The 25,274-nt window shown below is 59.7% G+C and carries 21 protein-coding genes, 1 tRNA gene and 3 rRNA genes; 9 read left to right on the top strand and 16 right to left on the bottom strand.

Translation table 11 applies throughout. The features are described 5' to 3' along the window. Window positions 1-69 precede the first annotated feature (69 nt). The 10 genes from KB890_RS11350 to KB890_RS11305 all read right to left on the bottom strand — a co-directional run bounded on the left by KB890_RS11350 (window position 70) and on the right by KB890_RS11305 (window position 7,890). Window positions 70-1,029, bottom strand: coding sequence for a YbgA family protein (locus KB890_RS11350; protein WP_004178436.1), 960 nt, complete (start codon window positions 1,027-1,029; stop codon window positions 70-72). Next, entirely contained in the window at window positions 1,026-1,583 is a 558-nt protein-coding gene (locus tag KB890_RS11345; RefSeq protein ID WP_004178437.1) for a DUF3833 domain-containing protein, read from the bottom strand. The genes KB890_RS11350 and KB890_RS11345 overlap by 4 nt, the downstream gene beginning before the upstream one ends. After that, on the bottom strand, window positions 1,580-2,104 hold the full coding sequence (locus tag KB890_RS11340; protein WP_004178438.1) for a hypothetical protein: 525 nt from the start codon (window positions 2,102-2,104) through the stop codon (window positions 1,580-1,582). The genes KB890_RS11345 and KB890_RS11340 overlap by 4 nt, the downstream gene beginning before the upstream one ends. Beyond that, window positions 2,101-2,586, bottom strand: coding sequence for a DUF2878 domain-containing protein (locus KB890_RS11335; RefSeq protein WP_004178441.1), 486 nt, complete (start codon window positions 2,584-2,586; stop codon window positions 2,101-2,103). Before KB890_RS11335 ends, KB890_RS11340 begins: the two co-directional genes overlap by 4 nt. Next, on the bottom strand, window positions 2,583-3,803 hold the full coding sequence (locus KB890_RS11330; protein ID WP_004178443.1) for an SAM-dependent methyltransferase: 1,221 nt from the start codon (window positions 3,801-3,803) through the stop codon (window positions 2,583-2,585). The genes KB890_RS11335 and KB890_RS11330 overlap by 4 nt, the downstream gene beginning before the upstream one ends. Next, window positions 3,800-4,522 (bottom strand): DUF1365 domain-containing protein, encoded by a 723-nt coding sequence (locus KB890_RS11325; protein ID WP_004178444.1) that lies wholly within the window; start codon window positions 4,520-4,522, stop codon window positions 3,800-3,802. Before KB890_RS11325 ends, KB890_RS11330 begins: the two co-directional genes overlap by 4 nt. A 1-nt stretch (window position 4,523) precedes the next feature. After that, window positions 4,524-5,783 carry an NAD(P)/FAD-dependent oxidoreductase gene (locus KB890_RS11320; protein ID WP_004178446.1) on the bottom strand — a complete coding sequence of 420 codons (1,260 nt, stop codon included), beginning with the start codon at window positions 5,781-5,783 and terminating at the stop codon, window positions 4,524-4,526. Continuing rightward, the gene (locus KB890_RS11315) at window positions 5,780-6,499 is read right to left on the bottom strand and encodes an SDR family NAD(P)-dependent oxidoreductase (protein ID WP_004152218.1); all 720 of its coding nucleotides are present in this window, start codon (window positions 6,497-6,499) and stop codon (window positions 5,780-5,782) included. The genes KB890_RS11320 and KB890_RS11315 overlap by 4 nt, the downstream gene beginning before the upstream one ends. Then, window positions 6,496-6,930 carry a nuclear transport factor 2 family protein gene (locus KB890_RS11310; RefSeq protein WP_004178448.1) on the bottom strand — a complete coding sequence of 145 codons (435 nt, stop codon included), beginning with the start codon at window positions 6,928-6,930 and terminating at the stop codon, window positions 6,496-6,498. The genes KB890_RS11315 and KB890_RS11310 overlap by 4 nt, the downstream gene beginning before the upstream one ends. Window positions 6,931-7,161: 231 nt before the next feature. Continuing rightward, window positions 7,162-7,890: a MerR family transcriptional regulator gene (locus KB890_RS11305; protein ID WP_002887258.1), complete on the bottom strand. Its 729-nt coding sequence runs from the start codon at window positions 7,888-7,890 to the stop codon at window positions 7,162-7,164. Between the two features lie 116 nt (window positions 7,891-8,006). Here KB890_RS11305 and KB890_RS11300 point away from each other — a divergent pair, with 116 nt between their 5' ends. Next, window positions 8,007-8,540 carry a lipocalin family protein gene (locus tag KB890_RS11300; RefSeq protein WP_002887259.1) on the top strand — a complete coding sequence of 178 codons (534 nt, stop codon included), beginning with the start codon at window positions 8,007-8,009 and terminating at the stop codon, window positions 8,538-8,540. Window positions 8,541-8,549: 9 nt separating this feature from the next. Here KB890_RS11300 and KB890_RS11295 read toward each other — a convergent pair whose 3' ends face one another. The 5 genes from KB890_RS11295 to KB890_RS11275 all read right to left on the bottom strand — a co-directional run bounded on the left by KB890_RS11295 (window position 8,550) and on the right by KB890_RS11275 (window position 15,186). Next, the gene (locus KB890_RS11295; protein ID WP_004177568.1) at window positions 8,550-8,897 is read right to left on the bottom strand and encodes a DUF1294 domain-containing protein; all 348 of its coding nucleotides are present in this window, start codon (window positions 8,895-8,897) and stop codon (window positions 8,550-8,552) included. Between the two features lie 72 nt (window positions 8,898-8,969). Further along, complete coding sequence (locus KB890_RS11290) at window positions 8,970-12,119, bottom strand: CusA/CzcA family heavy metal efflux RND transporter (RefSeq protein WP_004178451.1); 3,150 nt, start codon at window positions 12,117-12,119, stop codon at window positions 8,970-8,972. An 11-nt stretch (window positions 12,120-12,130) separates the two neighbouring features. Then, on the bottom strand, window positions 12,131-13,393 hold the full coding sequence (locus tag KB890_RS11285) for an efflux RND transporter periplasmic adaptor subunit (protein ID WP_004178453.1): 1,263 nt from the start codon (window positions 13,391-13,393) through the stop codon (window positions 12,131-12,133). A gap of 45 nt (window positions 13,394-13,438) precedes the next feature. Next, the gene (gene cusF, locus KB890_RS11280; RefSeq protein ID WP_004197273.1) at window positions 13,439-13,783 is read right to left on the bottom strand and encodes a cation efflux system protein CusF; all 345 of its coding nucleotides are present in this window, start codon (window positions 13,781-13,783) and stop codon (window positions 13,439-13,441) included. Between the two features lie 17 nt (window positions 13,784-13,800). After that, window positions 13,801-15,186: an efflux transporter outer membrane subunit gene (locus tag KB890_RS11275; RefSeq protein ID WP_004178457.1), complete on the bottom strand. Its 1,386-nt coding sequence runs from the start codon at window positions 15,184-15,186 to the stop codon at window positions 13,801-13,803. Between the two features lie 171 nt (window positions 15,187-15,357). On the opposite strand from KB890_RS11275, the gene cusR reads away from it, so the two are divergent. From cusR to kacT, 4 genes are all read left to right on the top strand, one after another. Then, window positions 15,358-16,041 carry a copper response regulator transcription factor CusR gene (gene cusR, locus KB890_RS11270; RefSeq protein WP_002887273.1) on the top strand — a complete coding sequence of 228 codons (684 nt, stop codon included), beginning with the start codon at window positions 15,358-15,360 and terminating at the stop codon, window positions 16,039-16,041. After that, entirely contained in the window at window positions 16,031-17,464 is a 1,434-nt protein-coding gene (locus tag KB890_RS11265) for a Cu(+)/Ag(+) sensor histidine kinase (RefSeq protein ID WP_004178459.1), read from the top strand. The genes cusR and KB890_RS11265 overlap by 11 nt, the downstream gene beginning before the upstream one ends. A 102-nt stretch (window positions 17,465-17,566) precedes the next feature. After that, window positions 17,567-17,833, top strand: coding sequence for a type II toxin-antitoxin system antitoxin KacA (kacA, locus tag KB890_RS11260; RefSeq protein WP_002887278.1), 267 nt, complete (start codon window positions 17,567-17,569; stop codon window positions 17,831-17,833). Between the two features lie 10 nt (window positions 17,834-17,843). Continuing rightward, the gene (gene kacT / locus KB890_RS11255; protein WP_004178461.1) at window positions 17,844-18,377 is read left to right on the top strand and encodes a type II toxin-antitoxin system toxin KacT; all 534 of its coding nucleotides are present in this window, start codon (window positions 17,844-17,846) and stop codon (window positions 18,375-18,377) included. 47 nt (window positions 18,378-18,424) lie between these two features. On the opposite strand, the gene KB890_RS11250 is transcribed toward kacT, so the two are convergent. Beyond that, window positions 18,425-19,546, bottom strand: a complete 1,122-nt coding sequence (locus tag KB890_RS11250; protein WP_002887282.1) for a ribosomal protein uL16 3-hydroxylase — start codon at window positions 19,544-19,546, stop codon at window positions 18,425-18,427. Window positions 19,547-20,137: 591 nt separating this feature from the next. Here KB890_RS11250 and KB890_RS11245 point away from each other — a divergent pair. The 4 genes from KB890_RS11245 (at window position 20,138) to rrf (ending at window position 25,135) form a co-directional block, all read left to right on the top strand. Beyond that, window positions 20,138-21,677 (top strand): 16S ribosomal RNA (locus KB890_RS11245). Window positions 21,678-21,762: 85 nt separating this feature from the next. Further along, a tRNA-Glu gene (locus KB890_RS11240) sits at window positions 21,763-21,838 on the top strand. 182 nt (window positions 21,839-22,020) lie between these two features. Continuing rightward, window positions 22,021-24,922: ribosomal RNA gene (locus tag KB890_RS11235) — 23S ribosomal RNA — on the top strand. A gap of 97 nt (window positions 24,923-25,019) precedes the next feature. Further along, window positions 25,020-25,135: ribosomal RNA gene (gene rrf / locus KB890_RS11230) — 5S ribosomal RNA — on the top strand. The 16S, 23S and 5S rRNA genes sit together here with 1 tRNA gene alongside, the layout of an rRNA operon. Window positions 25,136-25,274: the final 139 nt, after the last annotated feature.

Genomic DNA, 25,274 nt, shown 5'->3' with positions numbered 1-25,274 from the left:
TTCCTGCGGGCTCCCACCCCAGGCCCGGCAAGCGCAGCGCCGCCGGGCAGCTGGTTCAGGCCAACTCCCTCAGTTCACCGTCAGGCGCAGGGCCAGATCCTGCGGGTAGGGGTCAAAATAGTTCTGCGCCTGCAGGTAGCGATCCGGATACTCGGCCAGATAGTGCTTAAGCAGCGTCAGCGGGGCGAGGATCGGCAGCAGCCCGGCGCGATAGTTGAGGATCACCTCCCGCAGCTCGCCGCGCTGGCGGCTGTTCAGCTGGTCGCGGAAATAACCCTGAATATGCATCAGCACGTTGGTGTGGTTTTTCCGCGAGGCGGGCTGCTTGAGGATCGCCATCAGCTTCTCGCGGTAAACCTCGAAGAACGCCTCCAGATCCTCCCATTCATGCAGCGAGGCGACGAACGGGCCGATCTCCCGGTAGCCCGCCTGGTGATGAGCCAGCAGTTGCAGCTTGTAGCGGCTGTGAAAGGCCAGCAGACCGTGACGGGTCAGGCCGCGGGCGCGCAGGGCGTTGAGTTCATGCAGGGCGAAAACGCGCTCGACAAAATTCTCCCGCAGCAGCGGATCGTGCAGCCGGCCATCCTCTTCCACCGGCAGCCACGGGTAGCGCGCCATCAGGGCGCCGGTAAACAGCCCCACGCCTTCCTTACGCCCGCGATTGCCTTTTTCATCATACAGCCGCACGCGCTCCATCCCGCAGCTCGGCGATTTGGCGCAGACGATAAAGCCCGACAGCTCACCCAGGGTTGCCAGGTGGGCGCTGGCGAAATCAGCCATCTTCTCCGTCACATCCTCATGCGGGGCGTGGCTGAAGCGCATGCGGATCTCCCCGACCGGGGTCTGCACCAGGCGGAGCGCCGGGCGGGGAACGGGCAGGCCGATCGCCATCTCCGGGCAGACGGGTTTAAACGCCACCCACTGCGCGAGCTCATCCATCACAAAGCCCATACGCTTATGCCCGCCGTCGAATCGCACGGCTGAGCCGGTTAAACATCCGCTGATCCCAATGACAGGTTGCGTGTTCATGGCGCTGTCCTCTCTTCTGCTGTGGTTCGGGTAAAGAAAAGGGTCACGGTGGCGACCGTAATGCCGAATTTCTTCATCTCGGTTTTGTTAAATAAATGGCTGCCATCCTGCAGGAACATCCAGTCGTCAAAGTGCAGCAGCCACCGGCTGCCGCTGGCCTCGACGTTCATGCTGTAGCGCCAGTGAAAGGCATTGCCTGCCGCCTGGCCGCTGGCCACCCCTTCGATATCCCCGGCGGTGCCCTGATAACGGTTATCGCCGGTGCGGCGAATGCGCCATACCCGCTGCTGCTTCTCGCCGTCGTCATAGACAAAGCGCTCATGGAGGGTCAGGGTGTCGCCGACGACGTCGCCATCGATCTCAACATGGAAGCGGCGCAGCTGCTTGCCGTTGCGATCCTGCACCATCCCCCACGCCTCGGTTCGGCCCTGAAAATAGTGAAAGATGTCGAGGGCGGGCTGCTGCTGCCGGTACTCCGTGACCTCGGTACTGCAGCCGGCGAGCATCAGCATCAGCATCAGCAGCGCCAGGCCAAGGGTCAGAATGCGTTTCATGGTGTACCTCCGATCAACTGCTGACGCAGTTCGGGATAAGTGGTGCGTGGATCGAGCCAGATGGCGAGAAAGCGGGTGCTGAACGCCGCCGACTGGCGCGGGCCGAGCGGGGTAAAGGCGGTCTGTGCGGCGCTGGCGCGGTACCAGAACTGCCCCTCGCCGCCGCGGACCACGAACGCCAGCTGGCTGCCCGGCGCGACGTCCGGCCAGATCCCCTGCAGCATGCGCAGCCAGGCTTCGCTACGCGGTTCCTGTTGCAGAATGCCCTGTGCCTGCCACTGGTCGCGGGTGGCGTCCACCAGCGCCTCGCGATCGATGTCGCGCTGGTAGGTGATGATCAGCGCCCGATCCTGCTGCGGGCCGTCATACCGACCATTGGGCGTGCGCAGCTGTGAGTGATAGACGGTGAACGGCCCCCAGGTGAGGGTCGCCTCGCCGACGCGGCGCCACGCCAGCCAGTCGGCGGCGTGGGCCGCCGGGGCGAGGACGGTCAGCCATAGCAGTAACAGGGCGAATCTCATTTTTGCCTCCCCATCCCCAGATGGAACAGCAGCATGATCACCAGCCAGCCGCAGGCCATGGCGGCCACAGCAAGCGCCGTCGGCACCAGCAGGGTCATGGCTCCGAGGCGAGCGCCGATCAGGTAGGCCACCGGGCCGCCGAGGGTCGCCGCCGTGGCCAGCACCCAGCCGGGAAGCGTCGCGGTGCGGGTCAGTCGGGTCCAGACGACGGCGAACATCAGCCACAGGGCCACCATCCACAGGGGCAGCAGGCTGTCGCCGCGAAAATCAATCAGCCCCGCCAGCGCCCAGCAGGCGTCCAGCCCGCAGCCCGCCGCGGCCAGCAGCAGGGCGGGCGGACGACTGGTCGCCGGCAACCGCAGCCAGGCGAAGATGGCCAGCGTCAGCCAGATCAGCAGGCCGCGCTCGCGCAACATCACCACCAGCGTCCAGTAAACATCGAACGCGAGGGCCATCAGCAAGTGCTGCGCCGGGCGTGTCATACCCGCTCCGCGGTGAGCTGCACCACGCTGATGGTGCGGGCGTTAAATCCGGCTTCGCAATAGCCGAAGTAGTAGAGCCACATCCGGCGGAAGCGCTCATCGAAGCCGAGCTTTTCAATATCCTGCCAGGCGTGGGTAAAACGCTGCCGCCAGTGCGCCAGCGTGCGGGCATAGTCCGGGCCCATGTCGAACAGGTTGCGCACCACAAAATCGGTATGGCGGGTCATCAGCTCGCTCATTGCCGTGATGCTGGGCAAAAAGCCGCCCGGGAAGATGTAGCGCTGGATAAAATCGACGCTTTTGCTGTAGTCGCGATAGCGCTGATCCTGAATGGTGATCGCCTGCAGGGCCATTTTACCGCCCGGGCGCAGGCGCGCCTGACAGGTGCGGAAGAAGGCCGGGAGGTAGCGCTGGCCCACCGCCTCAATCATCTCCACCGACACCAGTTTGTCGTAATCGCCGCGCAGATCGCGGTAGTCGCAGAGCAGCACCTCGACGCGATCCTGCAGCCCGGCGCGGGCCATGCGCTCGGTAGCCCAGCGGTGCTGCTCCCGGGAAAGGGTGGTGGTGGTGACCCGGCAACCGTAATGGCGGGCGGCGTATTCGGCCAGCGCCCCCCAGCCGGTGCCAATCTCCAGCAGATGATCGCCGGGGTTGAGCGCCAGCTGGTCGCACAGACGCGCCATCTTGGCCCGCTGGGCCTGGGTCAGATCCTGCTGGTCGTCGGTAAACAGCGCGCTGGAGTAGAGCAGGTCGTCATCCAGAAAGTGGGCATAAAATTCGTTGCCGAGGTCGTAATGGGCGGCAATGTTCTCCCGCGCCTGGGCGCGGGTGTTGCGTCGAGTCCAGTGGCGCAGGCGGGCGACGGGCTTACCCAGCAGACGAAAGCCGCGCTCCAGACGCCCCAGCACCTCGCCGTTGCGCGCGAGGATCTGCAACAGCGCCGTCAGCTGGTGGCTCTCCCAGTCGCCGTCCATCCAGGCCTCGGCCGCCGCCAGGCTGCCGCCGGTCAGCAGACGCCAGTACACCTCCGGCGTGCAGACCCGCGCCTCAGCGCGCAGCGCGGCGGCGGGGTCGCCAAAATGAAAAGTCTGCGCCCCTTCGCGCACGGTGAGCGAGCCTTCGCGGAGGCCGCTCAACAGACGAAAGAGCAGCCAGCGCGCGAGCCGCACGTTGCGCGGCACATCGGGTTCAAGCGCAAAGACGGGATCGGTCATGAGCGTTCACTCCTGCTAACAGGATGGTTGTACAGCGGCACGCGCTTCAGCCACAGCCGCAGCGCCTGCCAGTAGATGGCGAGGACGGTTTTCAGGGTCATCATCGGCAGACGCAGCAGCAGCCCGCGCAGGTTGGCGCGGGTTAACGGCACGCGGCTCAGGGCCAGCGTGGCGTCGAACACCTTGCTGGCCTGATGGTTTTCAATGTGCATGTGCAGCGTTTTGCCCGGCGCGTTGAAGCGCCAGTGATAGACCATGTCCATCGGGTTAAACGGCGAAACGTGAAAGGCTTTCTCCAGCGGGCGCGCCTGCTGGCCGTCCACCGCGTAGTAATGACGCTCATTCCACGGCGTGTTGCGCACTTCGGCCAGCACCCAGCGCAGGGTGTCGGCCTCGTCATAGCAGTAGTAAAAGTTGACCGGATTAAAATGGAAGCCGAAGTAGCGCAGCTGGGTCAGGAGCATCACGCGGCCCGCCGGGCGGCAGCCGGTCAGGCTCTCCAGCCGGTTCAGCACCTGAGCCTTCAGCGGCGCGCCCAGCGGATAATCGGCGTCGTACCAGGCGGCGGCGGCCAGGCGGTTGCGGCGGATGCCCGCCTCAGGCAGCCTGTCCAGTTCGTCGAGGTCAAGCCAGGCCATAAACAGGCGGTAGACGAAGTGGTGCGCCTTCGGCTGCAGGCGACGGTGGCGCAGGACGCCCTGATAGAGGCAGCTGTTCATTTCAGTTGTCCTCCGCCGCGGCGATGCCCTGCACCACGTCGAGCGCACTGCGCACCCCGTCCTCATGAAAGCCGTTGTACCAGTAGGCCCCGCAGTACCAGCTCCGCTGCTGGCCGTTAATCTCTTCGCGCCGCAGCTGGGCCGACCAGCTTTGCGGGTTAAACAGCGGATGCTCATAGACGAAGCGCTGCCAGACATAGCGATCGTCCACTGGCGCGTCCGGGTTCAGAGTGACGCAGAACAGGGGGGCGCCCGCAGGCAGCCCCTGGAGAATATTCATGTTGTAGGTGACGCAGGCCCGGGCCAAATCCCCGTCGCTCAGGCGATAGTTCCAGCTGGCCCAGGCGCGCTGGCGCTCCGGCAGCCAGCGCGGATCGCTGTGCAGCACCACCTCGTTGCGCTGCCAGCCGATATCCCCCAGCACCTCACGCTCGGCGTCGGTGGGCGCCGCCAGCATCGCCAGCGCCTGCGCGGAGTGGCAGGCGAAGATCACCTGGTCAAAATGCGCCTCCCCGGACGCCAGCCGCAGGATAACTCCCGCCGGGTGGCGCTCCACCTGCTGCACCGGCGCGTTGAGCCGCAGGTCCAGGCGATCGCCGAGCCTGGCGAGCAGGGCGCGGACGTATTCCCGGGAACCGCCGGGCACCACGTACCATTGCGGACGATCGCGAATATCCAGCAGACCGTGGTTTTCAAAGAAGCGCAAAAACAGCGGCAGCGGGAAGCGGCGCATCTCCTGCAGCGACGACGACCAGATGGCCGCCCCCATCGGCAGAATATAGTGGCGGGCGAAGAAGGGGCTGAAGCGGTGGCGGGTGAGGAAGCTCTCCAGCGTCGCGCCTGGATCCAGCGCCTCGGTCAGCGCCAGTTTCGCCAGGCGGTTGAAGCGGACGATCTCGCTCAGCAGTCCCCAGAAGGCCGGCTTCAGCAGATTGCGCCGCTGGGCGAAGAGCGAGGTCAGGCTGTGGCCGTTGTACTCCAGGCCGCTGGCCGGGTTGTGGACCGAGAAGCTCATCTGCGTTTTTTGCCCGCCGATCCCCAGCTCGCTGAGCAGGCCCATAAAGCGCGGATAGGTGCGATCGTTGTAGACGATAAATCCGGTATCGATGGCCCAGGTGCCCTGCGGCGTGGCGACATCCACGGTGGCGGTGTGGCCGCCCGGCGTGGCGCCCGCTTCGAACAGCGTTACCTGATGGTGTCCGGCCAGTCGCCAGGCGCAGGTCAGCCCGGCGATGCCGCTGCCGATGATGGCGATATTCATGAGCGCACCATCCTGCGCAACAGCAGGCGCTGGATACCCGATGGCAGACTGGCCAGCAGACGCAGGGCCAGGCTGAAACCGGTGGGGAAGGCGATGTGGTTTTTGCCCTTCGCCAGACCGTGGCGGATCGCCGCCACCGCCCGATCCACGCTCACCCGGCCGGGCATGGCGAAGTCGTTTTTGCGCGTCAGCGGGGTGTCGACGAAGCCCGGAGAGACCACCGTGACGGCGACCCCTTTCGGCTCCCAGTCCAGACGCAGGCTATTGGCAAACCAGGTCAGCGCCGCCTTGGAGGCGCCATAGGCTTCCGCGCGCGGGAAGGGCAGCCAGTGCGCCATGGAGCTGACCAGCACCACCCGATCGCCAGCCTCCAGCTGCGTCTGCAGCGCCGCCAGGCAGTTCACCGGCCCGAGGAAGTTGGTGGCCATCACCCGCTCCACGAGGGCGGCATCCACCTGTCCGTGGTCGAGGTATTCGCAGGTCCCGGCGCAGAGAATGATCAGGTCGGCAAAACAGCCTGTCAGCGCCTGGCGACAGGCGTCCCTGTCTGTCATATCGAACAGGCGTACGCTGATGTTGGGGCTGAGCTGCTGGAGCGCTGCCAGGCGCGACGCATCGCGCCCGCAGGCGATGACCAGATGGCCATCCGCCGCGAAGGATTTCGCCAGGCCGGCGCCGATCCCGGAGCTGGCGCCGGTGATGAGCACCGTCATCATGAGCGCACCCTCCGCTTCACGCCGCGTACCGCCCAGCCCAGCAGGGGAAGATGCTCGTAGATCATCTCCCCGGCGTCGTAGTAGTCGCGCTGATGGAGAACCTGCTCCCCGGCGATGTCCACCACCGAGCAGCCCGGCAGGGCCAGGGTTTCTCCACCGGCAATGCGCGGATGCGACCAGTGCATGGTCCAGGTCACGGCGAACCGCTGGCCGTCGCAAAGCGGCGTGTCGATGGTGAACCGGCACTGCTCCACGTTGGCCAGCAGATGGGTAAAGTAGCGCTGAATGGCGAACAGCCCCTGATGCTGACCAAAAGGATCGCTCAGCGTGGCGTCCGGATGGTACAGCGCGGCCAGCGCCGCGGGCGGCTGCGCGTCCAGCCCGGCGTAGTACTCAACGAAACGACGAATCACGGACGGCGAGGTGCTCATGGATCACATCCTGGCTAGATACGGTAGCGTAATGGCATACTTAAAACTTACACAAATAAAATTATTTGTCCAAGTTTGTAGAAAAATATATTTTATTTATGTTAAAAATCATGTTGTTATGATTGGTGTTTAAAGGAGTGAAAATCGCGGGTGGCGCAAAGGGCAAGCGTGAGCCCGCCGCGCCACCGGGCGCTGGCGTCTCAGAGAGGGGATGTAGTTTAAAACAGGGGGTTAGAGCGGGATCACCTCGAGGGAGACGACCTGCTGCTGCCAGAGTTCGACCTGCCTCTGGCGGGCGGCGGAAAGTTTGCCGCTGGTAACCAGCAGCCAGTTGCGCTGGGGGAAAATCTCCGGCGCCAGGGCGGCGGGAGGCACCGGCAGGACGTCGATGCGATGGCCCTGGCCGGTACGTTTGAGCGCCTCAAGCCAGATTTCGCAGGCGTCGGTCAGGTGCCAGCCGGTGATCAGAAAGTTGTCCCCGGGCGCCTTCTTGTCGCCTTCGAGGCAAAACGAGGTATAGGCGATGATGATGCCGTCGAGAATTTCGCGCAGCGTCATGATGGCCGGCACGTTGGCGGAGACCTGGCTGCGCAGCGGACGCAGCACCTCGGTTACCAGCTCCTGGCGCGGATATTCGCGCCCGGCGTCGTAGATCAGCTGGCGCAGAGACTCGATTTTTCCCTCTTTCAGTCGCTGCAGCATGGTCTCCTGCAGCGTCAGCCAGTTATTGGTGCGCCGCGCGCCGGGGCGCGACAGCAGGGGTTTCACCTGGCTGACCGGCACCCCTTTTTTCACCCAGTCGAGGATCTTCAGCGCCTGCTGGACGTCGTCATCGCTGTACAGACGGTGTCCACCATCGGTGCGCAGCGGCTTAAGCAGGCCGTAGCGGCGCTGCCAGGCGCGAAGCGTGGTCGCATTTATCCCGCATAGTCGGGCAAATTCGCCGATGGAGTAAGGCATGGAGGCCACCTGTTAACAAAGAATATTCTCAATATACTACGAATCACGACGGCTGGCGTGAAGTGTAGTGGCTTTGCACTACACTTTCCCCAACCGCGTAAATGAAAGGAGTTCTCATGAAGCTATGGCCTGTTGTCACTGGCGTCGCTATCGCGTTAACCCTGGTGGCCTGTAAATCGCCCACGCCGCCGAAAGGCGTTCAGCCGATTAGCGGGTTTGACGCCAGCCGTTACCTCGGAAAATGGTATGAGGTCGCTCGCCTGGAGAATCGCTTCGAGCGAGGCCTGGAGCAGGTGACCGCCACCTACGGCGCCCGCAGCGATGGGGGGATCAGCGTCGTCAACCGCGGTTATGACCCGGTCAAAAAACGCTGGAATGAGAGCGACGGGAAAGCCTATTTCACCGGCGCCCCCACCACCGCGGCGCTGAAGGTGTCGTTCTTCGGGCCATTCTACGGCGGCTATAACGTGATCCGCCTGGACGACGACTACCAGTACGCGCTGGTCAGCGGCCCCAACCGTGACTATCTGTGGATCCTGTCGCGCACCCCCACCATTCCGGCGGCGGTGAAGCAGGATTACCTGAATACCGCGCGCGAGCTGGGCTTTGACGTCGATCGCCTGGTGTGGATCCGCCAGACGCCGCGCTAGCCTCGCCGCTTAGCGGCTGAGCAGATGGGTATAAACCACGTACAGCCCGGCCAGCGCCGCCACGTTGAGCGCTACGCTGATGAAAAACCGCGTCCGGAAGGGCTGCTTTTGCGTTTTATGGCGAAAGCACTGCTGGCCGAGGATGGCCCCCGGCCAGCCTCCCGCCAGGCCCAGCACCAGCAGCGTGGTTTCCGGCACCCGGCGCCAGGCTTTGCGCGCCGCCAGCTTGTCGGCGCCATAGATAAGCCATGTCAGAAGGCTGCTCAGTAAAAACCACATCGCCAGCGGGTAGGGCAGCAGGGCGCTGCCCACGGCGGTGAGCAGCAGCAGGGAATAACATACCAGGTTCAGATTCATAGGGACGTTCACGCCGGCCAGAAGAATGGCGCCACTATAGCCAATTTCCCGGACCGGCGTAAACGCGGCGGGCTATTGGCTACGCTTGCCCCGATGCCGGGACAGCCACATCAGCTTATACGCCGCCGGAATGATAAACAGCGACAGCAGCGGGGCGGTGATCATCCCGCCAATCATCGGCGCGGCGATACGGCTCATGACTTCCGAACCGGCGCCGGTGCCCCATAAAATCGGAAGCAGGCCGGCGATAATCACCGCCACGGTCATCGCCTTCGGCCGCACGCGCAGCACCGCCCCCTGGTACAGGGCCTCGTCGAGCTTATCGACGCTGAAAGTCTGCGGATTCTCCAGCGATGGCTCCGCCTCGATGGCATGGCGCAGGTACATCAGCATCACCACGCCAAATTCTGCCGCCACCCCGGCCAGGGCGATAAAGCCGGTCCCGGTGGCCACCGACAGATGGAACCCCATCCAGTAGAGGAACCAGATCCCGCCCACAAGGGCGAACGGCACGCTGGTGATAATCAGCAGCGCTTCGCCGACGCGGCGGAACGCCAGATACAGCAGCACGAAGATAATCATTAGCGTCATCGGCACCATCAGCTTCAGCTTCTGATTGGCGCGCTCCAGCAGCTCAAACTGCCCGGAGTAGGACACACTGATGCCCGGCTTCAGCTTCACCTCCTTGCCGATGGCCTGCTGCAGATCGTGCACTACCGACACCATGTCGCGGTCGCGGGCGTCGATGTAGATCCAACTGGTCGGGCGGGCGTTCTCGGTCTTCAGCATGGATGGTCCGGTGACCACTTTCACCTCAGCCACGTCGCCGAGGACAATCTGTTGCTTCAGCGGCGTGAGGATCGGCAGCTGGCGCAGGGTCTCCGGGCTGTCGCGATAGCTCTGCGGGTAGCGGATGTTGATCGGATAGCGCTCGACGCCCTCCACTGTTTCGCCAACCATCGCCCCGCCGATGGCGGACGATACAAACAGCTGCACATCGCCGACGGTCATCCCGTAGCGGGCCGCCTTCTCGCGCTTAATATCAATGTCGAGGTAGCGCCCGCCGACCAGCCGCTCGGCTAATGCCGAAGTGACTCCCGGCACGCTGCGCGCCACCCCTTCAATTTGCCCGGCGATGGCGTCGATATCGGCCAGGTTAGTGCCGGAAACCTTAATGCCGATCGGGCTCTTGATGCCGGTGGAGAGCATGTCGATGCGGTTGCGGATCGGCGGCACCCACAGGTTCGCCAGCCCTGGCAGACGCACGGTTTTATCCAGCTCGTCGACGATCTTCTCCATGGTCATCCCCGGCCGCCATTGATCCTGCGGCTTAAGCTGAATGGTGGTCTCCACCATCTCCAGCGGCGCCGAGTCGGTGGCGGTCTCGGCCTTGCCGGTTTTGCCGAACACCCGGGCCACCTCCGGCACCGCCATGATCAGCTTATCGGTTTTCTGCAGCATATCCGCCGCCTGCGCAGCGGAGATCCCCGGCAGCGTGGACGGCATATACAGCAGATCGCCCTCGTTGATCTGCGGCAGAAACTCGCCGCCGACCCGGTTAAGCGGCCAGACAACCGTCAGGATCGACAGGAGCGCAATCAGCAGGGTAGTCTTCGGCCAGTGCAGGACCTTCAGCAGCAGCGGGTGATAAATGCGGATCAAAAAGCGATTCAGCGGATTGCTGCTCTCCGCCGGGATCCTGCCGCGGATCCAGAAGCCCATCAGGATCGGGATCGCCACGATCGCCAGCAGCGCCGCCCCGGCCATCGACCAGGTTTTGGTGAAGGCCAGCGGGCCGAACAGTTTGCCCTCCTGGCCTTCGAGGGTGAAAATCGGGATAAACGACAGGGTAATGATCAGCAGGCTGATAAACAGCGCCGGGCCGACCTCCACCGAGGCCTCGGTAATTATTTTCCAGCGTGTGTCGTTGCTGAGCTTCTCTCCCGGGTGCTGATGTTCCCACTCCTCCAGCCGCTTATGGGCGTTCTCAATCATCACGATGGCGGCATCGACCATCGCTCCCACCGCAATGGCGATCCCGCCCAGCGACATGATGTTGGCGTTGAGCCCCTGGAAATGCATCATGATAAAGGCGAAGCACAGGCCGAGCGGCAGCGAGATAATTGCCACCAGCGCCGAGCGCACGTGCCACAGGAACAGGGCGCAGACCAGGGCGACGACGATAAACTCTTCCAGCAGCTTGTAGCTGAGGTTGTCGATGGCGCGGTCGATAAGCTGGCTGCGGTCGTAGGTGGTGACCACTTCAACCCCTTCCGGCAGGCTGCTTTGCAGCGACGCCAGCTTCGCTTTGACCGCGGAGATCACTTCGCGGGCGTTCTTGCCGGAGCGCAGGATCACCACGCCGCCGGCCACTTCGCCTTCGCCGTTAAGCTCGGCGATTCCGCGGCGCATCTCCGGGCCGATCTGCACCCGCGCGACGTCGCCAAGATAGACCGGCACGCCGTTATCCCCGGTTTTCAGCACGATATTTTTGAAGTCGTCGAGCGTCTGCAGGTAGCCGCTGGCGCGCACCATATATTCGGCTTCCGCCAGTTCGACGGAAGAGCCGCCCGCCTCCTGGTTAGAGGCGTCCAGCGCCGATTTCACCTCGCCGAGGCTGATGCCGTACTGGGTCAGCTTCATCGGGTCGACGACAATCTGGTACTCCTTGACCACACCGCCCACCGACGCCACTTCCGAGACGTTAGGAATGGTTTTCAGCTCATATTTTAAGAACCAGTCCTGCAACGAGCGCAGTTCGGCAAGGTCGTGTTTGCCGCTGCGGTCGACCAGCGCGTATTCGAAGACCCAGCCGACGCCGGTGGCGTCCGGGCCCATTTCGGCGCTGACCCCGGCGGGAAGTTTGCCCTGCACCTGGTTGAGATACTCCAGCACCCGCGAGCGCGCCCAGTAAGGATCGGTGCCGTCTTCAAAAATCACGTATACGTAGGAGTCGCCGAATTGCGAGAAGCCGCGAACCGTTTTGGCGCCGGGGACTGACAGCATGGTGGTGGTCAGCGGCCAGGTGACCTGGTTTTCGACGATCTGCGGCGCCTGTCCCGGATAGCGGGTTTTGACGATCACCTGTACATCAGAGAGATCCGGCAGGGCATCCACCGGGGTGTGGACGATAGTCCAGGTTCCGCAGATGCTGAGAAACAGCGCCGCCATCATCACCAGGAAGCGGTTGGCCACCGAGCGGCGGATAATCCATTCAATCATGGTTCCGTTCCTTAGTGCGCGTGGGCGGCAGAGGCCGCGGCATCAGGGGCCTGCGCGCGCATGCGCTCCAGCGCGCCGGCGATATTGGCCTCCGAGTCGATCAGGAACAGGCCGCTGGCGACGACTTTCTCACCCTCCTGCAGCCCGCTGCGAATGGCCGTGACGCCGGCGGATTCATGGAATACCTGCACGATTTTCGGCACGAAGCGGCCCTCGTTATCGACGGTGATCACTCGCTGCTCGCTGCCGCTGTCGATCAGCGCTTTGGAGGGGATCAGCAGCATCGGGGCGCTTTCGCTGGTCAGCTGCAGATAGGCGTTCATCCCCGGCTTCAGCGCTTCATCCGGGTTGTTGACCTGCAGGCGCAGCTGCAGGGTGCGGGTGGCGCTATCGACGCTGGGGAGAAGGGTCCATTTGCTGATGCGGAAGGTTTTGCCCGGCCAGGCGGGAACCTGAATGCTGAACTGCGAGGCGTCTTTAATCAGCCAGGCGATGGATTCCGGGACCGCCACGCTGACCCACACCGGGTCCATGCCCTGAATTTTCGCCACCACGTTATCTTTGGCGATGTTCATTCCGGCGCGCAGATCGAAGGCGGTGATCACCCCGTCGATGGGGGCTGTGAGGGTAAAGCGGGTCTGGATCTTGCGCATGGCTTTCAGGCGGCGGATATCGTCGTCCGGCATTCCGGCGAGACGTAGACGCTCGAGGATCCCCTCGACCTGCGTAGCGGTGCCCCCGGTCTCCTGCAATAGCAGATATTCGCTCTGCGCTTCCACCCAGTCGGGGATGGTCAGCTCGAGCAGCGGCGTGCCTTGTTTCACTTTGTCGCCGACGGTCAGCGGATAGACTTTATTGATAAAGCCCGCCGCCCGCGCCTGCATAATCACATACTGGTACTCGTTATAGCTGATATTGGCCGGGAAGGTCTGAGCGTAGCGCAGCGGCCCGCGGGTGACGGCGACGGTTTTCACCCCAAGATTCTGGGTCTGCGTCGGGTCGATACGCACCCCCGGCGCACCGGCGGCGGCATGCTCCTCATCGGCGTATTTCGGCACCAGATCCATATCCATAAACGGCGATTTACCCGGTTTATCGAAGCGGGTGTTCGGGTACATCGGGTCGTACCAGAACAGCACTTTACGCTGCTGCTCGGCCGCCGGAGCGGCAGAGTGGGTCGGTGCCCATCGGGCGTACAGCGCCGCGGTAAGCGCGCCGCCAATCAGCATGCTGCCGAGGATCAGCGCCGTATTTTTCAGTGTCAGGGATGCCATGTGTCGTCCATTCAGTTGTTGAGGGGGCCTACCGTCGCCGGGCTGTTATTGGGCGCGGATATCCTGTAACAGCGACAGATTGCCCTGCTGAACGAAGGTGAAGTCCACGCTGTCGCCATCCTTCACATTGTTGAGCTGCGTCTGCGGGGTGATGGTGAAGCGCATGGTCATCGGCGGCCAGTTCACCGCCGGGATGGCCTCGTGGGCGATGGTGATTTTTTTGCTATCCATATCAATAGCTTTAATGACGCCTTTACCGCGGATGCTTTGCGCCTGCGCGGCGGCGGGCTCCTCGTGCATCGCCATGCCGGCGTGCGGGTCGGCGGCCTGGGTGGCGAACACCGCGCCAGAGAGCAGGGTGAACAGGGTTATTTTAGATAGTGAATTCATCATCAAGACTCCTTGGGTTATTCCATCCAGCCGCCGCCGAGGGCGGTGAACAGGGTGATTTCATTAGCCTGACGGGAATAGTTGAGTTCCAGCAGGGTTTGTCGGGTGGTGAAAATATCGCGCTGGGCGCTCAGGACTTCGATATAGCTGACCGCGCCGTGGCGATAGAGCGCAGTGGCGCGCTGCAGGGTGATATTCAGCGAGGCGAGATAGCGCTCCTGCGCGGCAATTTGATCGGCCAGGCTCTGGCGCAGGGCCAGCGCGTCGGCCACCTCTTTAAAGGCGGACTGGATTTTTTGTTCATAGTTGACCACCTGCTGCTGCTGGCGGATCTCCGCCAGATCGAGGCTGGCCTGATTACGCCCGGCGTTGAAAATCGGCAGTTCGATTTTGGGGATGAAGTTCCACATCGCGCCGCCGGCGTTAAACAGGCTGGAGAGTTCGCTGCTGCTGCCGGAGAGCGAGCTGGTCAGGGTGATCGACGGGAAGAAGGCCGCCCGCGCGGCGCCGATGTTGGCGTTGGCCGCTTGCAGGCTGTGTTCGGCTTCCAGAATATCTGGCCGCTGCAGCAGGATCGTTGAGGAGAGCGATGGCGGCAGGGTTACGCCTTGCAGGTCCACGGCGCTGCTGGCGCTATCGTCCGGCAGATGTTGATAGCTGCCGAGCAGCAGTTGCAGGGCGTTATTGGCCTGCGCCAGCTGGCCCTGACGTTTGGCGATATCGGCGCGGGTGCTTTCGATCATGCCGCGCGCCTGCTCCAGCGCCAGCACGGTGGTGCTCCCGGTCAGCAGCTGTTTTTCAACGAAGGCGTAAGACTGCTGATAGTTCTGTAAGGTATCGTTGGCCACCTGCAGCTGCGCTGCCGCCAGCCGCTGGTTGAAGTAGCTTTGTGAAACGTTAGCAATCAACAGGATATGCACTGCGCGCCGTGCCTCTTCGCTGGCGAAGAAGTTCTGTCGGTCGGCCTCGCTAAGGTTTTTCAGCCGGCCAAAGAAATCGAGGTCGTAGCTGAGGTTTAAGCCGGCGGCATAATCGCTGCTGGTGGTGGTGTCGCCTTTGAGCTTGCCGCCATAGGTGGTGCTGCCGTCACCGTTAAGCTGTGGGTAGCGGTCGGCGTCGGTCACCCGGTACTGGGCGCGGGCTTCCTGCACTTTCAGCGTCGCCATCCGTAGATCGCGGTTGTTGGTCAGCGCGGTGCTAATCAGGCTTTTCACCTGCGGGTCGACGAAAAAGGTGCGCCAGCCGGTCTCCTGGTAACCCGCCGTTGCGGCAACCAGTCTGTTCTGGCTGAGTGAGAACTGCTGCGGCACCGGCGCGACAGGGCGCTGGTAGTCCGGAGCGAGCGAGAGACAGCCGGTTAAGGCAAATATCACGCTGAGGGTAAGTAGCTGTATTGAGCGCATGGCGGCATAAGTTTCGACGATTTATCCATGGCGGCTACTTTACGTAGCGGGCTCTGTTCAGGGCGTGACGGGAAAATGACAAAGCTGTCATTTTCCTGATATTTCATTGCTATCCGGAGGCGCTCCTCTAAAATTGGATACCCGCACAAAGCGCGCGTGAAGGAGCCTGCCGTGAAGATTTTGATTGTCGAAGATGAGAAGAAAACCGGAGAGTACCTGACCAAAGGGCTCACCGAGGCCGGCTTCGTCGTCGACCTGGCCGATAACGGCCTCAACGGCTATCACCTGGCGATGACCAGCGATTACGATCTGCTGATCCTCGACATCATGCTGCCGGATGTGAACGGTTGGGATATCGTGCGCATGCTGCGCGCCGCCGGGAAAGGCATGCCGATCCTGCTGCTTACCGCGTTGGGCACCATTGAGCATCGGGTGAAGGGGCTGGAGCTGGGCGCTGACGACTATCTGGTAAAACCGTTCGCCTTTGCGGAGCTGCTGGCGCGGGTGCGTACTCTGCTGCGCCGCGGGGCGGCGGTCATCGTCGAAAGCCAGTTTCAGGCGGCCGATCTCAGCGTCGATTTGGTCAGCCGCAAGGTGACGCGCGGCGCCACCCGCATCACCCTGACCAGTAAGGAATTCACGCTGCTGGAGTTCTTCCTGCGTCATCAGGGCGAGGTGCTGCCGCGGTCGTTAATTGCCTCGCAGGTGTGGGATATGAACTTCGACAGCGACACTAACGCCATTGACGTGGCGGTGAAGCGGCTGCGCGCCAAAATTGATAACGACTTCGAGCCGAAGCTGATCCAGACCGTGCGCGGCGTCGGCTATATGCTTGAGGTGCCGGATGGCCGCTAAGCGCCCCTTTTCCCTGGCCACCCGGCTGACCTTCTTTATTAGCCTCGCCACCGTCATTGCCTTCTTCGCCTTCACCTGGATCATGATCCATTCGGTGAAGGCCCACTTTGAAGAGCGCGACGTTCACGATCTCAGGCAGCTCAGCACCACCCTGGAGACGGTCCTCGACCACGCTGACTACCCGCCGGCGCGACGGCTGGAGATCGTGAGGAATATCATTGCGGGCTACGCCAACGTCTTCATCTGCCTGGACGATGACCAGGGCAATATTCTCTTCCAGTCGCCCAACGGGCCGGATCTCAGCCATATACTGAGTACGCCGGGGCTGGCGATGCAGCTCCGCGACGGGAATGTGATTTCATGGACCGACCCGCAGCCGCGGGCAATGGCGCACGATAATCATCCACTGGAGACCCGCGCCTGGCGGTTGATCATGCTGCCGCTGGGCAAGCAGGCGGACGGCAAACCGGCGTACCACCTGCTGATGGCCTTATCCATCGATTTTCACCTGCACTATATTAATGAGCTGAAAGCGAAGCTGATCTCCGCGGCGTCGATAATCAGTTTGCTGATCATCGCCATCGTGCTGTTTGTGGTCTACCAGGGGCATAAGCCGATCCGCCAGATCAGTCGCCAGATCCAGAATATTACCTCGCGGGATCTCGATGTGCGCCTTGACCCGCAGGCGGTGCCTGTCGAGCTGGAGCGGCTGGCGCTGTCGTTTAACCATATGCTGGAGCGCATAGAGGATGTCTTTACCCGCCAGTCCAACTTCTCCGCCGATATCGCCCATGAAATCCGCACGCCGATCACTAACCTGGTGACGCAAACTGAAATCGCCTTAAGCCAGAGCCGCAGCCAGCAGGAGCTGGAAGAGGTGTTGTATTCCAATCTCGAAGAGTTCTCGCGGATGTCGCGGATGGTCAGTGATATGCTGTTCCTCGCTCAGGCGGATAATAACCAGCTGATCCCTGAGCAACAGGCGCTGGATCTGGCCGAGGAAGTGCATAAGGTGTTTGAGTTTTTCGAGGCGTGGGCGGAAGAGAAAGCGGTGGCGCTGCGCTTTGTCGGTAGCCCCTGCCGGGTGACGGGCGATCCGCTGATGCTGCGGCGGGCAATCAGCAACCTGCTGTCGAACGCGATCCGCTATACGCCGGCCGGGCAGGCGGTGACCATCCAGTTGAGCGAAAGCGCGGAGACGGTACGCCTGGTGGTGGAGAACCCCGGTACGCCGATTGCCGCTGAACATCTGCCGCGCCTGTTTGACCGTTTCTATCGCGTCGACCCCTCGCGCCAGCGCAAAGGGGAGGGCAGCGGCATCGGCCTGGCGATTGTGAAATCGATTGTCGGAGCCCACCACGGCAGCGTGGCGGCGCAGTCCGATCTGCGCTCGACGCGGTTTATTGTAGTGTTGCCGAAATAGGCGCAATCCGCGAGTGATAGTTGAGTATGTGGCTTTCTGTCGCTATATTAAATGTACGGAAAATAACCGTACATGAAGTTTGCAACAGGCCGGAGATAACGTATGCCCGCACTTAAAAAGCAGCGTATAGATTTGAGATTAACCGATGATGATAAGAGCATCATCGAGGAAGCTGCGGCAATTTCGAATCAGACGATTACCCAGTTTGTGGTTGCCAGTGCCTCAGAACGTGCTGCGGAAGTGATTGAGCAGCACCGCAGAATGGTCCTCAATGAGCAATCATGGAGCCTGGTGATGGAGGCGATTACCCAACCGCCAGCCCCGAATGATCGACTGAAACGTGCAGCGAAGCGTCTACAAACCAGGTAAGGTAGAGCTAATGGAGCAGCAACTGACGATTGAGATGATTGCCGATGCGTTCAGCTACGATATCACTGGATTTGATTGCGGCGAGGAAGCGCTGAATACGTTTTTAAAAGAGCACCTCAAGCGGCAGCACGATGGACAAATCTTAAGGGGTTATGCGCTGGTCTCCGGGGATACCGTTCCCAGGTTGCTGGGTTATTACACCTTATCGGGGAGTTGTTTCGAGCGAGGCATGTTGCCGTCTAAAACTCAGCAAAAGAAAATCCCGTATCAAAATGCGCCAAGCGTAACCCTCGGGCGGCTGGCCATTGATAAATCTGTTCAGGGGCAGGGCTGGGGAGAGATGTTGGTTGCCCATGCGATGCGAGTGGTGTGGGGAGCGTCTAAAGCCGTTGGCATCTACGGATTGTTTGTTGAAGCCCTTAATGAGAAGGCTAAAGCATTCTATCTTCGTCTGGGGTTTATACAGCTCGTGGATGAAAATAGTAACTTACTGTTTTATCCGACCAAATCGATTGAACAGCTCTTTACTGACGATGAGTCATAAAAGAAACCGGGCAGCGCCAGGCGGCTGCCCGCAGTATCGCGACTCTCTTACTCTTCGAAGTACCAGTAGCCCTGATTAATCAGCCGCGTCAGTTCGCTCACGAACGCCGGATTCTGCAGGCCGCTGCCGAGCTCTTCCTGGCCTAATGAGGTATAGCGACACAGCGCATCCAGCGCTTCGGCATCGGTGGTGTCGAGTTGTTCGCTATGCACGAAGAAGCTGTCGCCGATATGCAGAACGCGCAGGCCGCTCAGGCGGGAAAGCTTTTCACCACCCAGCAGCGCATCGACCACTTCCTCTTCTTCATACGGTGGTTCCGCCGGCGCAATATCCAGCTCGTGACGCGGGGTGGTGACGAAACTGCCGAACCACTGCTTGAAGTCTTCCGGCTGGCGAATCATATCGATCATCATGGTGCGCAGACGTTCGAGTTCATACTCTTCAACCCGGCCCGGATGCTCGCGGCAGGTGAGGTCCGGATCGCTGTAGTGCTCGCCGCCGAGATCGTTCTCCAGCACATAGTCGGCGAAGCTGCTGATCAGGTCGCGGCCGTTTGGCCCGCGGAAGCCGACGGAGTAGTTCAGGGCGGTTTCGTGGGTTATGCCGTCGTGCGGGAATCCCGGTGGAATATAGAGGATGTCGCCCGGCTGCAGATCTTCATCAATGATCGGTGGGAACGGATCGACGTGCAGCAGTGCCGGATGCGGACAGAACTGACGCATCGGCAGCTTGTCACCCACGCGCCACCGGCGGCTGCCCATGCCCTGAATAATAAAGACGTCATACTGATCGATATGCGGGCCGACACCGCCGCCGGGGACGGAGAAGGAGATCATCAGGTCGTCCAGGCGCCAGTCCGGCAGTACGCGGAACGGGCGCACCAGCTCGGCGGCCGGCATATGCCAGTGGTTTACCGCCTGGGCCAGCAGGGACCAACCGGTTTCGCCCAGCCCGTCGAAATGTTCAAAAGGACCATTGCTGGCCTGCCATTTGCCGTTTTTCAGGCTGACCAGCCGGCTGTCGACTTCCGGCTCCATGGCTAATCCGGCCAGCTCGTCCGGAGTAATCGGGTCGACGAAGTCCGGAAACGCGTTTTTTAATACCACCGGCTGTTTCTGCCAGTATTTTTCTAAAAACTCGGGCCAGTTAATGTTGAGTTGATAAGCCATCGATTATTACCAGTAAGAAGAAACGGGCCTGATTATAGAAATGAGGGCCGGGCGGGCGCATTGTCGTGGGTCAAGAGTGGTGCTTAATTCACCATCGGCGCGATAATGGCGTTGGGTAAGAGAGAAAAATCACATTTTTGCCAAAAACCGATCTTAGCGTAAATTGCGCTGCAGGCCGCATGAACACTGGGATTGCGCCTTTAATGGTAAGAAGATGAATTAGCGAAAAGTTCAAATAATGAGCGGTCGATAAGATTTTTCTATTTTAACGCTTGCTACTTCCGGCGAACTCCCTATAATGCGCTCCCACTGACACGGCAGATGTGAATCACTTCACACAAACAGCCGGTTCGGTTGCAGAGAAAAATCCTGAAAAACGGGTTGACTCTGAAAGAGGAAAGCGTAATATACGCCACCTCGCGACAGAGCGCTAAAGCGCGTCGCAACTGCTCTTTAACAATTTATCAGACAATCTGTGTGGGCACTCAAAGTGACATGGATTCTTAACGTCCTCGGACGAAAAATGAATACCAAGTCTCAAGAGTGAACACGTAATTCATTACGAAGTTTAATTCTTTGAGCATCAAACTTAAATTGAAGAGTTTGATCATGGCTCAGATTGAACGCTGGCGGCAGGCCTAACACATGCAAGTCGAGCGGTAGCACAGAGAGCTTGCTCTCGGGTGACGAGCGGCGGACGGGTGAGTAATGTCTGGGAAACTGCCTGATGGAGGGGGATAACTACTGGAAACGGTAGCTAATACCGCATAACGTCGCAAGACCAAAGTGGGGGACCTTCGGGCCTCATGCCATCAGATGTGCCCAGATGGGATTAGCTAGTAGGTGGGGTAACGGCTCACCTAGGCGACGATCCCTAGCTGGTCTGAGAGGATGACCAGCCACACTGGAACTGAGACACGGTCCAGACTCCTACGGGAGGCAGCAGTGGGGAATATTGCACAATGGGCGCAAGCCTGATGCAGCCATGCCGCGTGTGTGAAGAAGGCCTTCGGGTTGTAAAGCACTTTCAGCGGGGAGGAAGGCGTTAAGGTTAATAACCTTGGCGATTGACGTTACCCGCAGAAGAAGCACCGGCTAACTCCGTGCCAGCAGCCGCGGTAATACGGAGGGTGCAAGCGTTAATCGGAATTACTGGGCGTAAAGCGCACGCAGGCGGTCTGTCAAGTCGGATGTGAAATCCCCGGGCTCAACCTGGGAACTGCATTCGAAACTGGCAGGCTAGAGTCTTGTAGAGGGGGGTAGAATTCCAGGTGTAGCGGTGAAATGCGTAGAGATCTGGAGGAATACCGGTGGCGAAGGCGGCCCCCTGGACAAAGACTGACGCTCAGGTGCGAAAGCGTGGGGAGCAAACAGGATTAGATACCCTGGTAGTCCACGCCGTAAACGATGTCGATTTGGAGGTTGTGCCCTTGAGGCGTGGCTTCCGGAGCTAACGCGTTAAATCGACCGCCTGGGGAGTACGGCCGCAAGGTTAAAACTCAAATGAATTGACGGGGGCCCGCACAAGCGGTGGAGCATGTGGTTTAATTCGATGCAACGCGAAGAACCTTACCTGGTCTTGACATCCACAGAACTTTCCAGAGATGGATTGGTGCCTTCGGGAACTGTGAGACAGGTGCTGCATGGCTGTCGTCAGCTCGTGTTGTGAAATGTTGGGTTAAGTCCCGCAACGAGCGCAACCCTTATCCTTTGTTGCCAGCGGTTAGGCCGGGAACTCAAAGGAGACTGCCAGTGATAAACTGGAGGAAGGTGGGGATGACGTCAAGTCATCATGGCCCTTACGACCAGGGCTACACACGTGCTACAATGGCATATACAAAGAGAAGCGACCTCGCGAGAGCAAGCGGACCTCATAAAGTATGTCGTAGTCCGGATTGGAGTCTGCAACTCGACTCCATGAAGTCGGAATCGCTAGTAATCGTAGATCAGAATGCTACGGTGAATACGTTCCCGGGCCTTGTACACACCGCCCGTCACACCATGGGAGTGGGTTGCAAAAGAAGTAGGTAGCTTAACCTTCGGGAGGGCGCTTACCACTTTGTGATTCATGACTGGGGTGAAGTCGTAACAAGGTAACCGTAGGGGAACCTGCGGTTGGATCACCTCCTTACCTTAAAGAACCTGCCTTTGTAGTGCTCACACAGATTGTCTGATGAACGTAAAGAAGCAAGGCGTCTTGCGATTGAGACTTCAGTGTCCCCTTCGTCTAGAGGCCCAGGACACCGCCCTTTCACGGCGGTAACAGGGGTTCGAATCCCCTAGGGGACGCCACTTGCTGGTTCGTGAGTGAAAGACGCGTGCCGATGTATCTCAAAACTCATCTTCGGGTGACGTTTGAGATATTTGCTCTTTAAAAATCTGGATCAAGCTGAAAATTGAAACGACACACAGTCAATGTGTGTTCGAGTCTCTCAAATTTTCGCAATCAGAAGTGAAACATCTTCGGGTTGTGAGGTTAAGCGACTAAGCGTACACGGTGGATGCCCTGGCAGTCAGAGGCGATGAAGGACGTGCTAATCTGCGAAAAGCGTCGGTAAGGTGATATGAACCGTTATAACCGGCGATGTCCGAATGGGGAAACCCAGTGTGATTCGTCACACTATCGTTAACTGAATACATAGGTTAACGAGGCGAACCGGGGGAACTGAAACATCTAAGTACCCCGAGGAAAAGAAATCAACCGAGATTCCCCCAGTAGCGGCGAGCGAACGGGGAGCAGCCCAGAGTCTGAATCAGCTTGTGTGTTAGTGGAACGGTCTGGAAAGTCCGACGGTACAGGGTGATAGTCCCGTACACCAAAATGCACAGGTTGTGAACTCGAAGAGTAGGGCGGGACACGTGGTATCCTGTCTGAATATGGGGGGACCATCCTCCAAGGCTAAATACTCCTGACTGACCGATAGTGAACCAGTACCGTGAGGGAAAGGCGAAAAGAACCCCGGCGAGGGGAGTGAAAAAGAACCTGAAACCGTGTACGTACAAGCAGTGGGAGCACCTTCGGGTGTGACTGCGTACCTTTTGTATAATGGGTCAGCGACTTATATTCTGTAGCAAGGTTAACCGTATAGGGGAGCCGCAGGGAAACCGAGTCTTAACTGGGCGTTAAGTTGCAGGGTATAGACCCGAAACCCGGTGATCTAGCCATGGGCAGGTTGAAGGTTGGGTAACACTAACTGGAGGACCGAACCGACTAATGTTGAAAAATTAGCGGATGACTTGTGGCTGGGGGTGAAAGGCCAATCAAACCGGGAGATAGCTGGTTCTCCCCGAAAGCTATTTAGGTAGCGCCTCGTGAATTCATCTTCGGGGGTAGAGCACTGTTTCGGCTAGGGGGTCATCCCGACTTACCAACCCGATGCAAACTACGAATACCGAAGAATGTTATCACGGGAGACACACGGCGGGTGCTAACGTCCGTCGTGAAGAGGGAAACAACCCAGACCGCCAGCTAAGGTCCCAAAGTCATGGTTAAGTGGGAAACGATGTGGGAAGGCACAGACAGCCAGGATGTTGGCTTAGAAGCAGCCATCATTTAAAGAAAGCGTAATAGCTCACTGGTCGAGTCGGCCTGCGCGGAAGATGTAACGGGGCTAAACCATGCACCGAAGCTGCGGCAGCGACACTATGTGTTGTTGGGTAGGGGAGCGTTCTGTAAGCCTGCGAAGGTGACCTGTGAGGGTTGCTGGAGGTATCAGAAGTGCGAATGCTGACATAAGTAACGATAAAGCGGGTGAAAAGCCCGCTCGCCGGAAGACCAAGGGTTCCTGTCCAACGTTAATCGGGGCAGGGTGAGTCGACCCCTAAGGCGAGGCCGAAAGGCGTAGTCGATGGGAAACAGGTTAATATTCCTGTACTTGGTGTTACTGCGAAGGGGGGACGGAGAAGGCTATGTTAGCCGGGCGACGGTTGTCCCGGTTTAAGCATGTAGGCTGGTTATCCAGGCAAATCCGGATAATCAAGGCTGAGGTGTGATGACGAGGCACTACGGTGCTGAAGTAACAAATGCCCTGCTTCCAGGAAAAGCCTCTAAGCATCAGGTAACATCAAATCGTACCCCAAACCGACACAGGTGGTCAGGTAGAGAATACCAAGGCGCTTGAGAGAACTCGGGTGAAGGAACTAGGCAAAATGGTGCCGTAACTTCGGGAGAAGGCACGCTGGTGTGTAGGTGAAGTCCCTGCGGATGGAGCTGAGACCAGTCGAAGATACCAGCTGGCTGCAACTGTTTATTAAAAACACAGCACTGTGCAAACACGAAAGTGGACGTATACGGTGTGACGCCTGCCCGGTGCCGGAAGGTTAATTGATGGGGTTATCCGTAAGGAGAAGCTCTTGATCGAAGCCCCGGTAAACGGCGGCCGTAACTATAACGGTCCTAAGGTAGCGAAATTCCTTGTCGGGTAAGTTCCGACCTGCACGAATGGCGTAATGATGGCCAGGCTGTCTCCACCCGAGACTCAGTGAAATTGAACTCGCTGTGAAGATGCAGTGTACCCGCGGCAAGACGGAAAGACCCCGTGAACCTTTACTATAGCTTGACACTGAACATTGAGCCTTGATGTGTAGGATAGGTGGGAGGCTTTGAAGCGTGGACGCCAGTCTGCGTGGAGCCAACCTTGAAATACCACCCTTTAATGTTTGATGTTCTAACGTTGGCCCCTGACCGGGGTTGCGGACAGTGTCTGGTGGGTAGTTTGACTGGGGCGGTCTCCTCCCAAAGCGTAACGGAGGAGCACGAAGGTTAGCTAATCCTGGTCGGACATCAGGAGGTTAGTGCAATGGCATAAGCTAGCTTGACTGCGAGCGTGACGGCGCGAGCAGGTGCGAAAGCAGGTCATAGTGATCCGGTGGTTCTGAATGGAAGGGCCATCGCTCAACGGATAAAAGGTACTCCGGGGATAACAGGCTGATACCGCCCAAGAGTTCATATCGACGGCGGTGTTTGGCACCTCGATGTCGGCTCATCACATCCTGGGGCTGAAGTAGGTCCCAAGGGTATGGCTGTTCGCCATTTAAAGTGGTACGCGAGCTGGGTTTAGAACGTCGTGAGACAGTTCGGTCCCTATCTGCCGTGGGCGCTGGAGAATTGAGGGGGGCTGCTCCTAGTACGAGAGGACCGGAGTGGACGCATCACTGGTGTTCGGGTTGTCATGCCAATGGCACTGCCCGGTAGCTAAATGCGGAAGAGATAAGTGCTGAAAGCATCTAAGCACGAAACTTGCCCCGAGATGAGTTCTCCCTGAGACTTTAAGTCTCCTGAAGGAACGTTGAAGACGACGACGTTGATAGGCCGGGTGTGTAAGCGCAGCGATGCGTTGAGCTAACCGGTACTAATGAACCGTGAGGCTTAACCTTACAACGCCGAAGATGTTTTGGCGGGTTTGAGAGAATTTTCAGCTCTGATACAGATTAATCGATACGTTGGTGAGACGTGTTGATAAAACAGAATTTGCCTGGCGGCACTAGCGCGGTGGTCCCACCTGACCCCATGCCGAACTCAGAAGTGAAACGCCGTAGCGCCGATGGTAGTGTGGGGTCTCCCCATGTGAGAGTAGGGAACTGCCAGGCATCAAACAAGTGAAGAGCCCATCCTGCCGGATGGGCTTTTTGCGTTTCTGTCGTCCGGCCAGCGTGCTGGTATGTCTCCCCGGTGGCGCTGCGCTAATCGGGGCTACAAAACCGTACCCCGGACAAAGTGCGCAGCACC

It is taken from the genome of Klebsiella sp. P1954, from assembly GCF_018199955.1.
Taxonomy (GTDB): Bacteria; Pseudomonadota; Gammaproteobacteria; order Enterobacterales; family Enterobacteriaceae; genus Klebsiella; species Klebsiella pneumoniae.
The sequence above is the reverse complement of the archived record's forward strand: the minus strand, read 5'-3'. Positions and strand labels throughout refer to the sequence as shown.

Excerpts from the sequence above, each read along its gene's own strand:
- KB890_RS11350 (WP_004178436.1), bottom strand. The coding sequence starts at position 1,029 with ATGAACACGCAACCTGTCATTGGGATCAGCGGATGTTTAACCGGCTCA.
- KB890_RS11345 (WP_004178437.1), bottom strand. The coding sequence starts at position 1,583 with ATGAAACGCATTCTGACCCTTGGCCTGGCGCTGCTGATGCTGATGCTG.
- KB890_RS11340 (WP_004178438.1), bottom strand. The coding sequence starts at position 2,104 with ATGAGATTCGCCCTGTTACTGCTATGGCTGACCGTCCTCGCCCCGGCG.
- KB890_RS11335 (WP_004178441.1), bottom strand. The coding sequence starts at position 2,586 with ATGACACGCCCGGCGCAGCACTTGCTGATGGCCCTCGCGTTCGATGTT.
- KB890_RS11330 (WP_004178443.1), bottom strand. The coding sequence starts at position 3,803 with ATGACCGATCCCGTCTTTGCGCTTGAACCCGATGTGCCGCGCAACGTG.
- KB890_RS11325 (WP_004178444.1), bottom strand. The coding sequence starts at position 4,522 with ATGAACAGCTGCCTCTATCAGGGCGTCCTGCGCCACCGTCGCCTGCAG.
- KB890_RS11320 (WP_004178446.1), bottom strand. The coding sequence starts at position 5,783 with ATGAATATCGCCATCATCGGCAGCGGCATCGCCGGGCTGACCTGCGCC.
- KB890_RS11315 (WP_004152218.1), bottom strand. The coding sequence starts at position 6,499 with ATGATGACGGTGCTCATCACCGGCGCCAGCTCCGGGATCGGCGCCGGC.
- KB890_RS11310 (WP_004178448.1), bottom strand. The coding sequence starts at position 6,930 with ATGAGCACCTCGCCGTCCGTGATTCGTCGTTTCGTTGAGTACTACGCC.
- KB890_RS11305 (WP_002887258.1), bottom strand. The coding sequence starts at position 7,890 with ATGCCTTACTCCATCGGCGAATTTGCCCGACTATGCGGGATAAATGCG.
- KB890_RS11300 (WP_002887259.1), top strand. The coding sequence starts at position 8,007 with ATGAAGCTATGGCCTGTTGTCACTGGCGTCGCTATCGCGTTAACCCTG.
- KB890_RS11295 (WP_004177568.1), bottom strand. The coding sequence starts at position 8,897 with ATGAATCTGAACCTGGTATGTTATTCCCTGCTGCTGCTCACCGCCGTG.
- KB890_RS11290 (WP_004178451.1), bottom strand. The coding sequence starts at position 12,119 with ATGATTGAATGGATTATCCGCCGCTCGGTGGCCAACCGCTTCCTGGTG.
- KB890_RS11285 (WP_004178453.1), bottom strand. The coding sequence starts at position 13,393 with ATGGCATCCCTGACACTGAAAAATACGGCGCTGATCCTCGGCAGCATG.
- cusF (WP_004197273.1), bottom strand. The coding sequence starts at position 13,783 with ATGAATTCACTATCTAAAATAACCCTGTTCACCCTGCTCTCTGGCGCG.
- KB890_RS11275 (WP_004178457.1), bottom strand. The coding sequence starts at position 15,186 with ATGCGCTCAATACAGCTACTTACCCTCAGCGTGATATTTGCCTTAACC.
- KB890_RS11265 (WP_004178459.1), top strand. The coding sequence starts at position 16,031 with ATGGCCGCTAAGCGCCCCTTTTCCCTGGCCACCCGGCTGACCTTCTTT.
- kacA (WP_002887278.1), top strand. The coding sequence starts at position 17,567 with ATGCCCGCACTTAAAAAGCAGCGTATAGATTTGAGATTAACCGATGAT.
- kacT (WP_004178461.1), top strand. The coding sequence starts at position 17,844 with ATGGAGCAGCAACTGACGATTGAGATGATTGCCGATGCGTTCAGCTAC.
- KB890_RS11250 (WP_002887282.1), bottom strand. The coding sequence starts at position 19,546 with ATGGCTTATCAACTCAACATTAACTGGCCCGAGTTTTTAGAAAAATAC.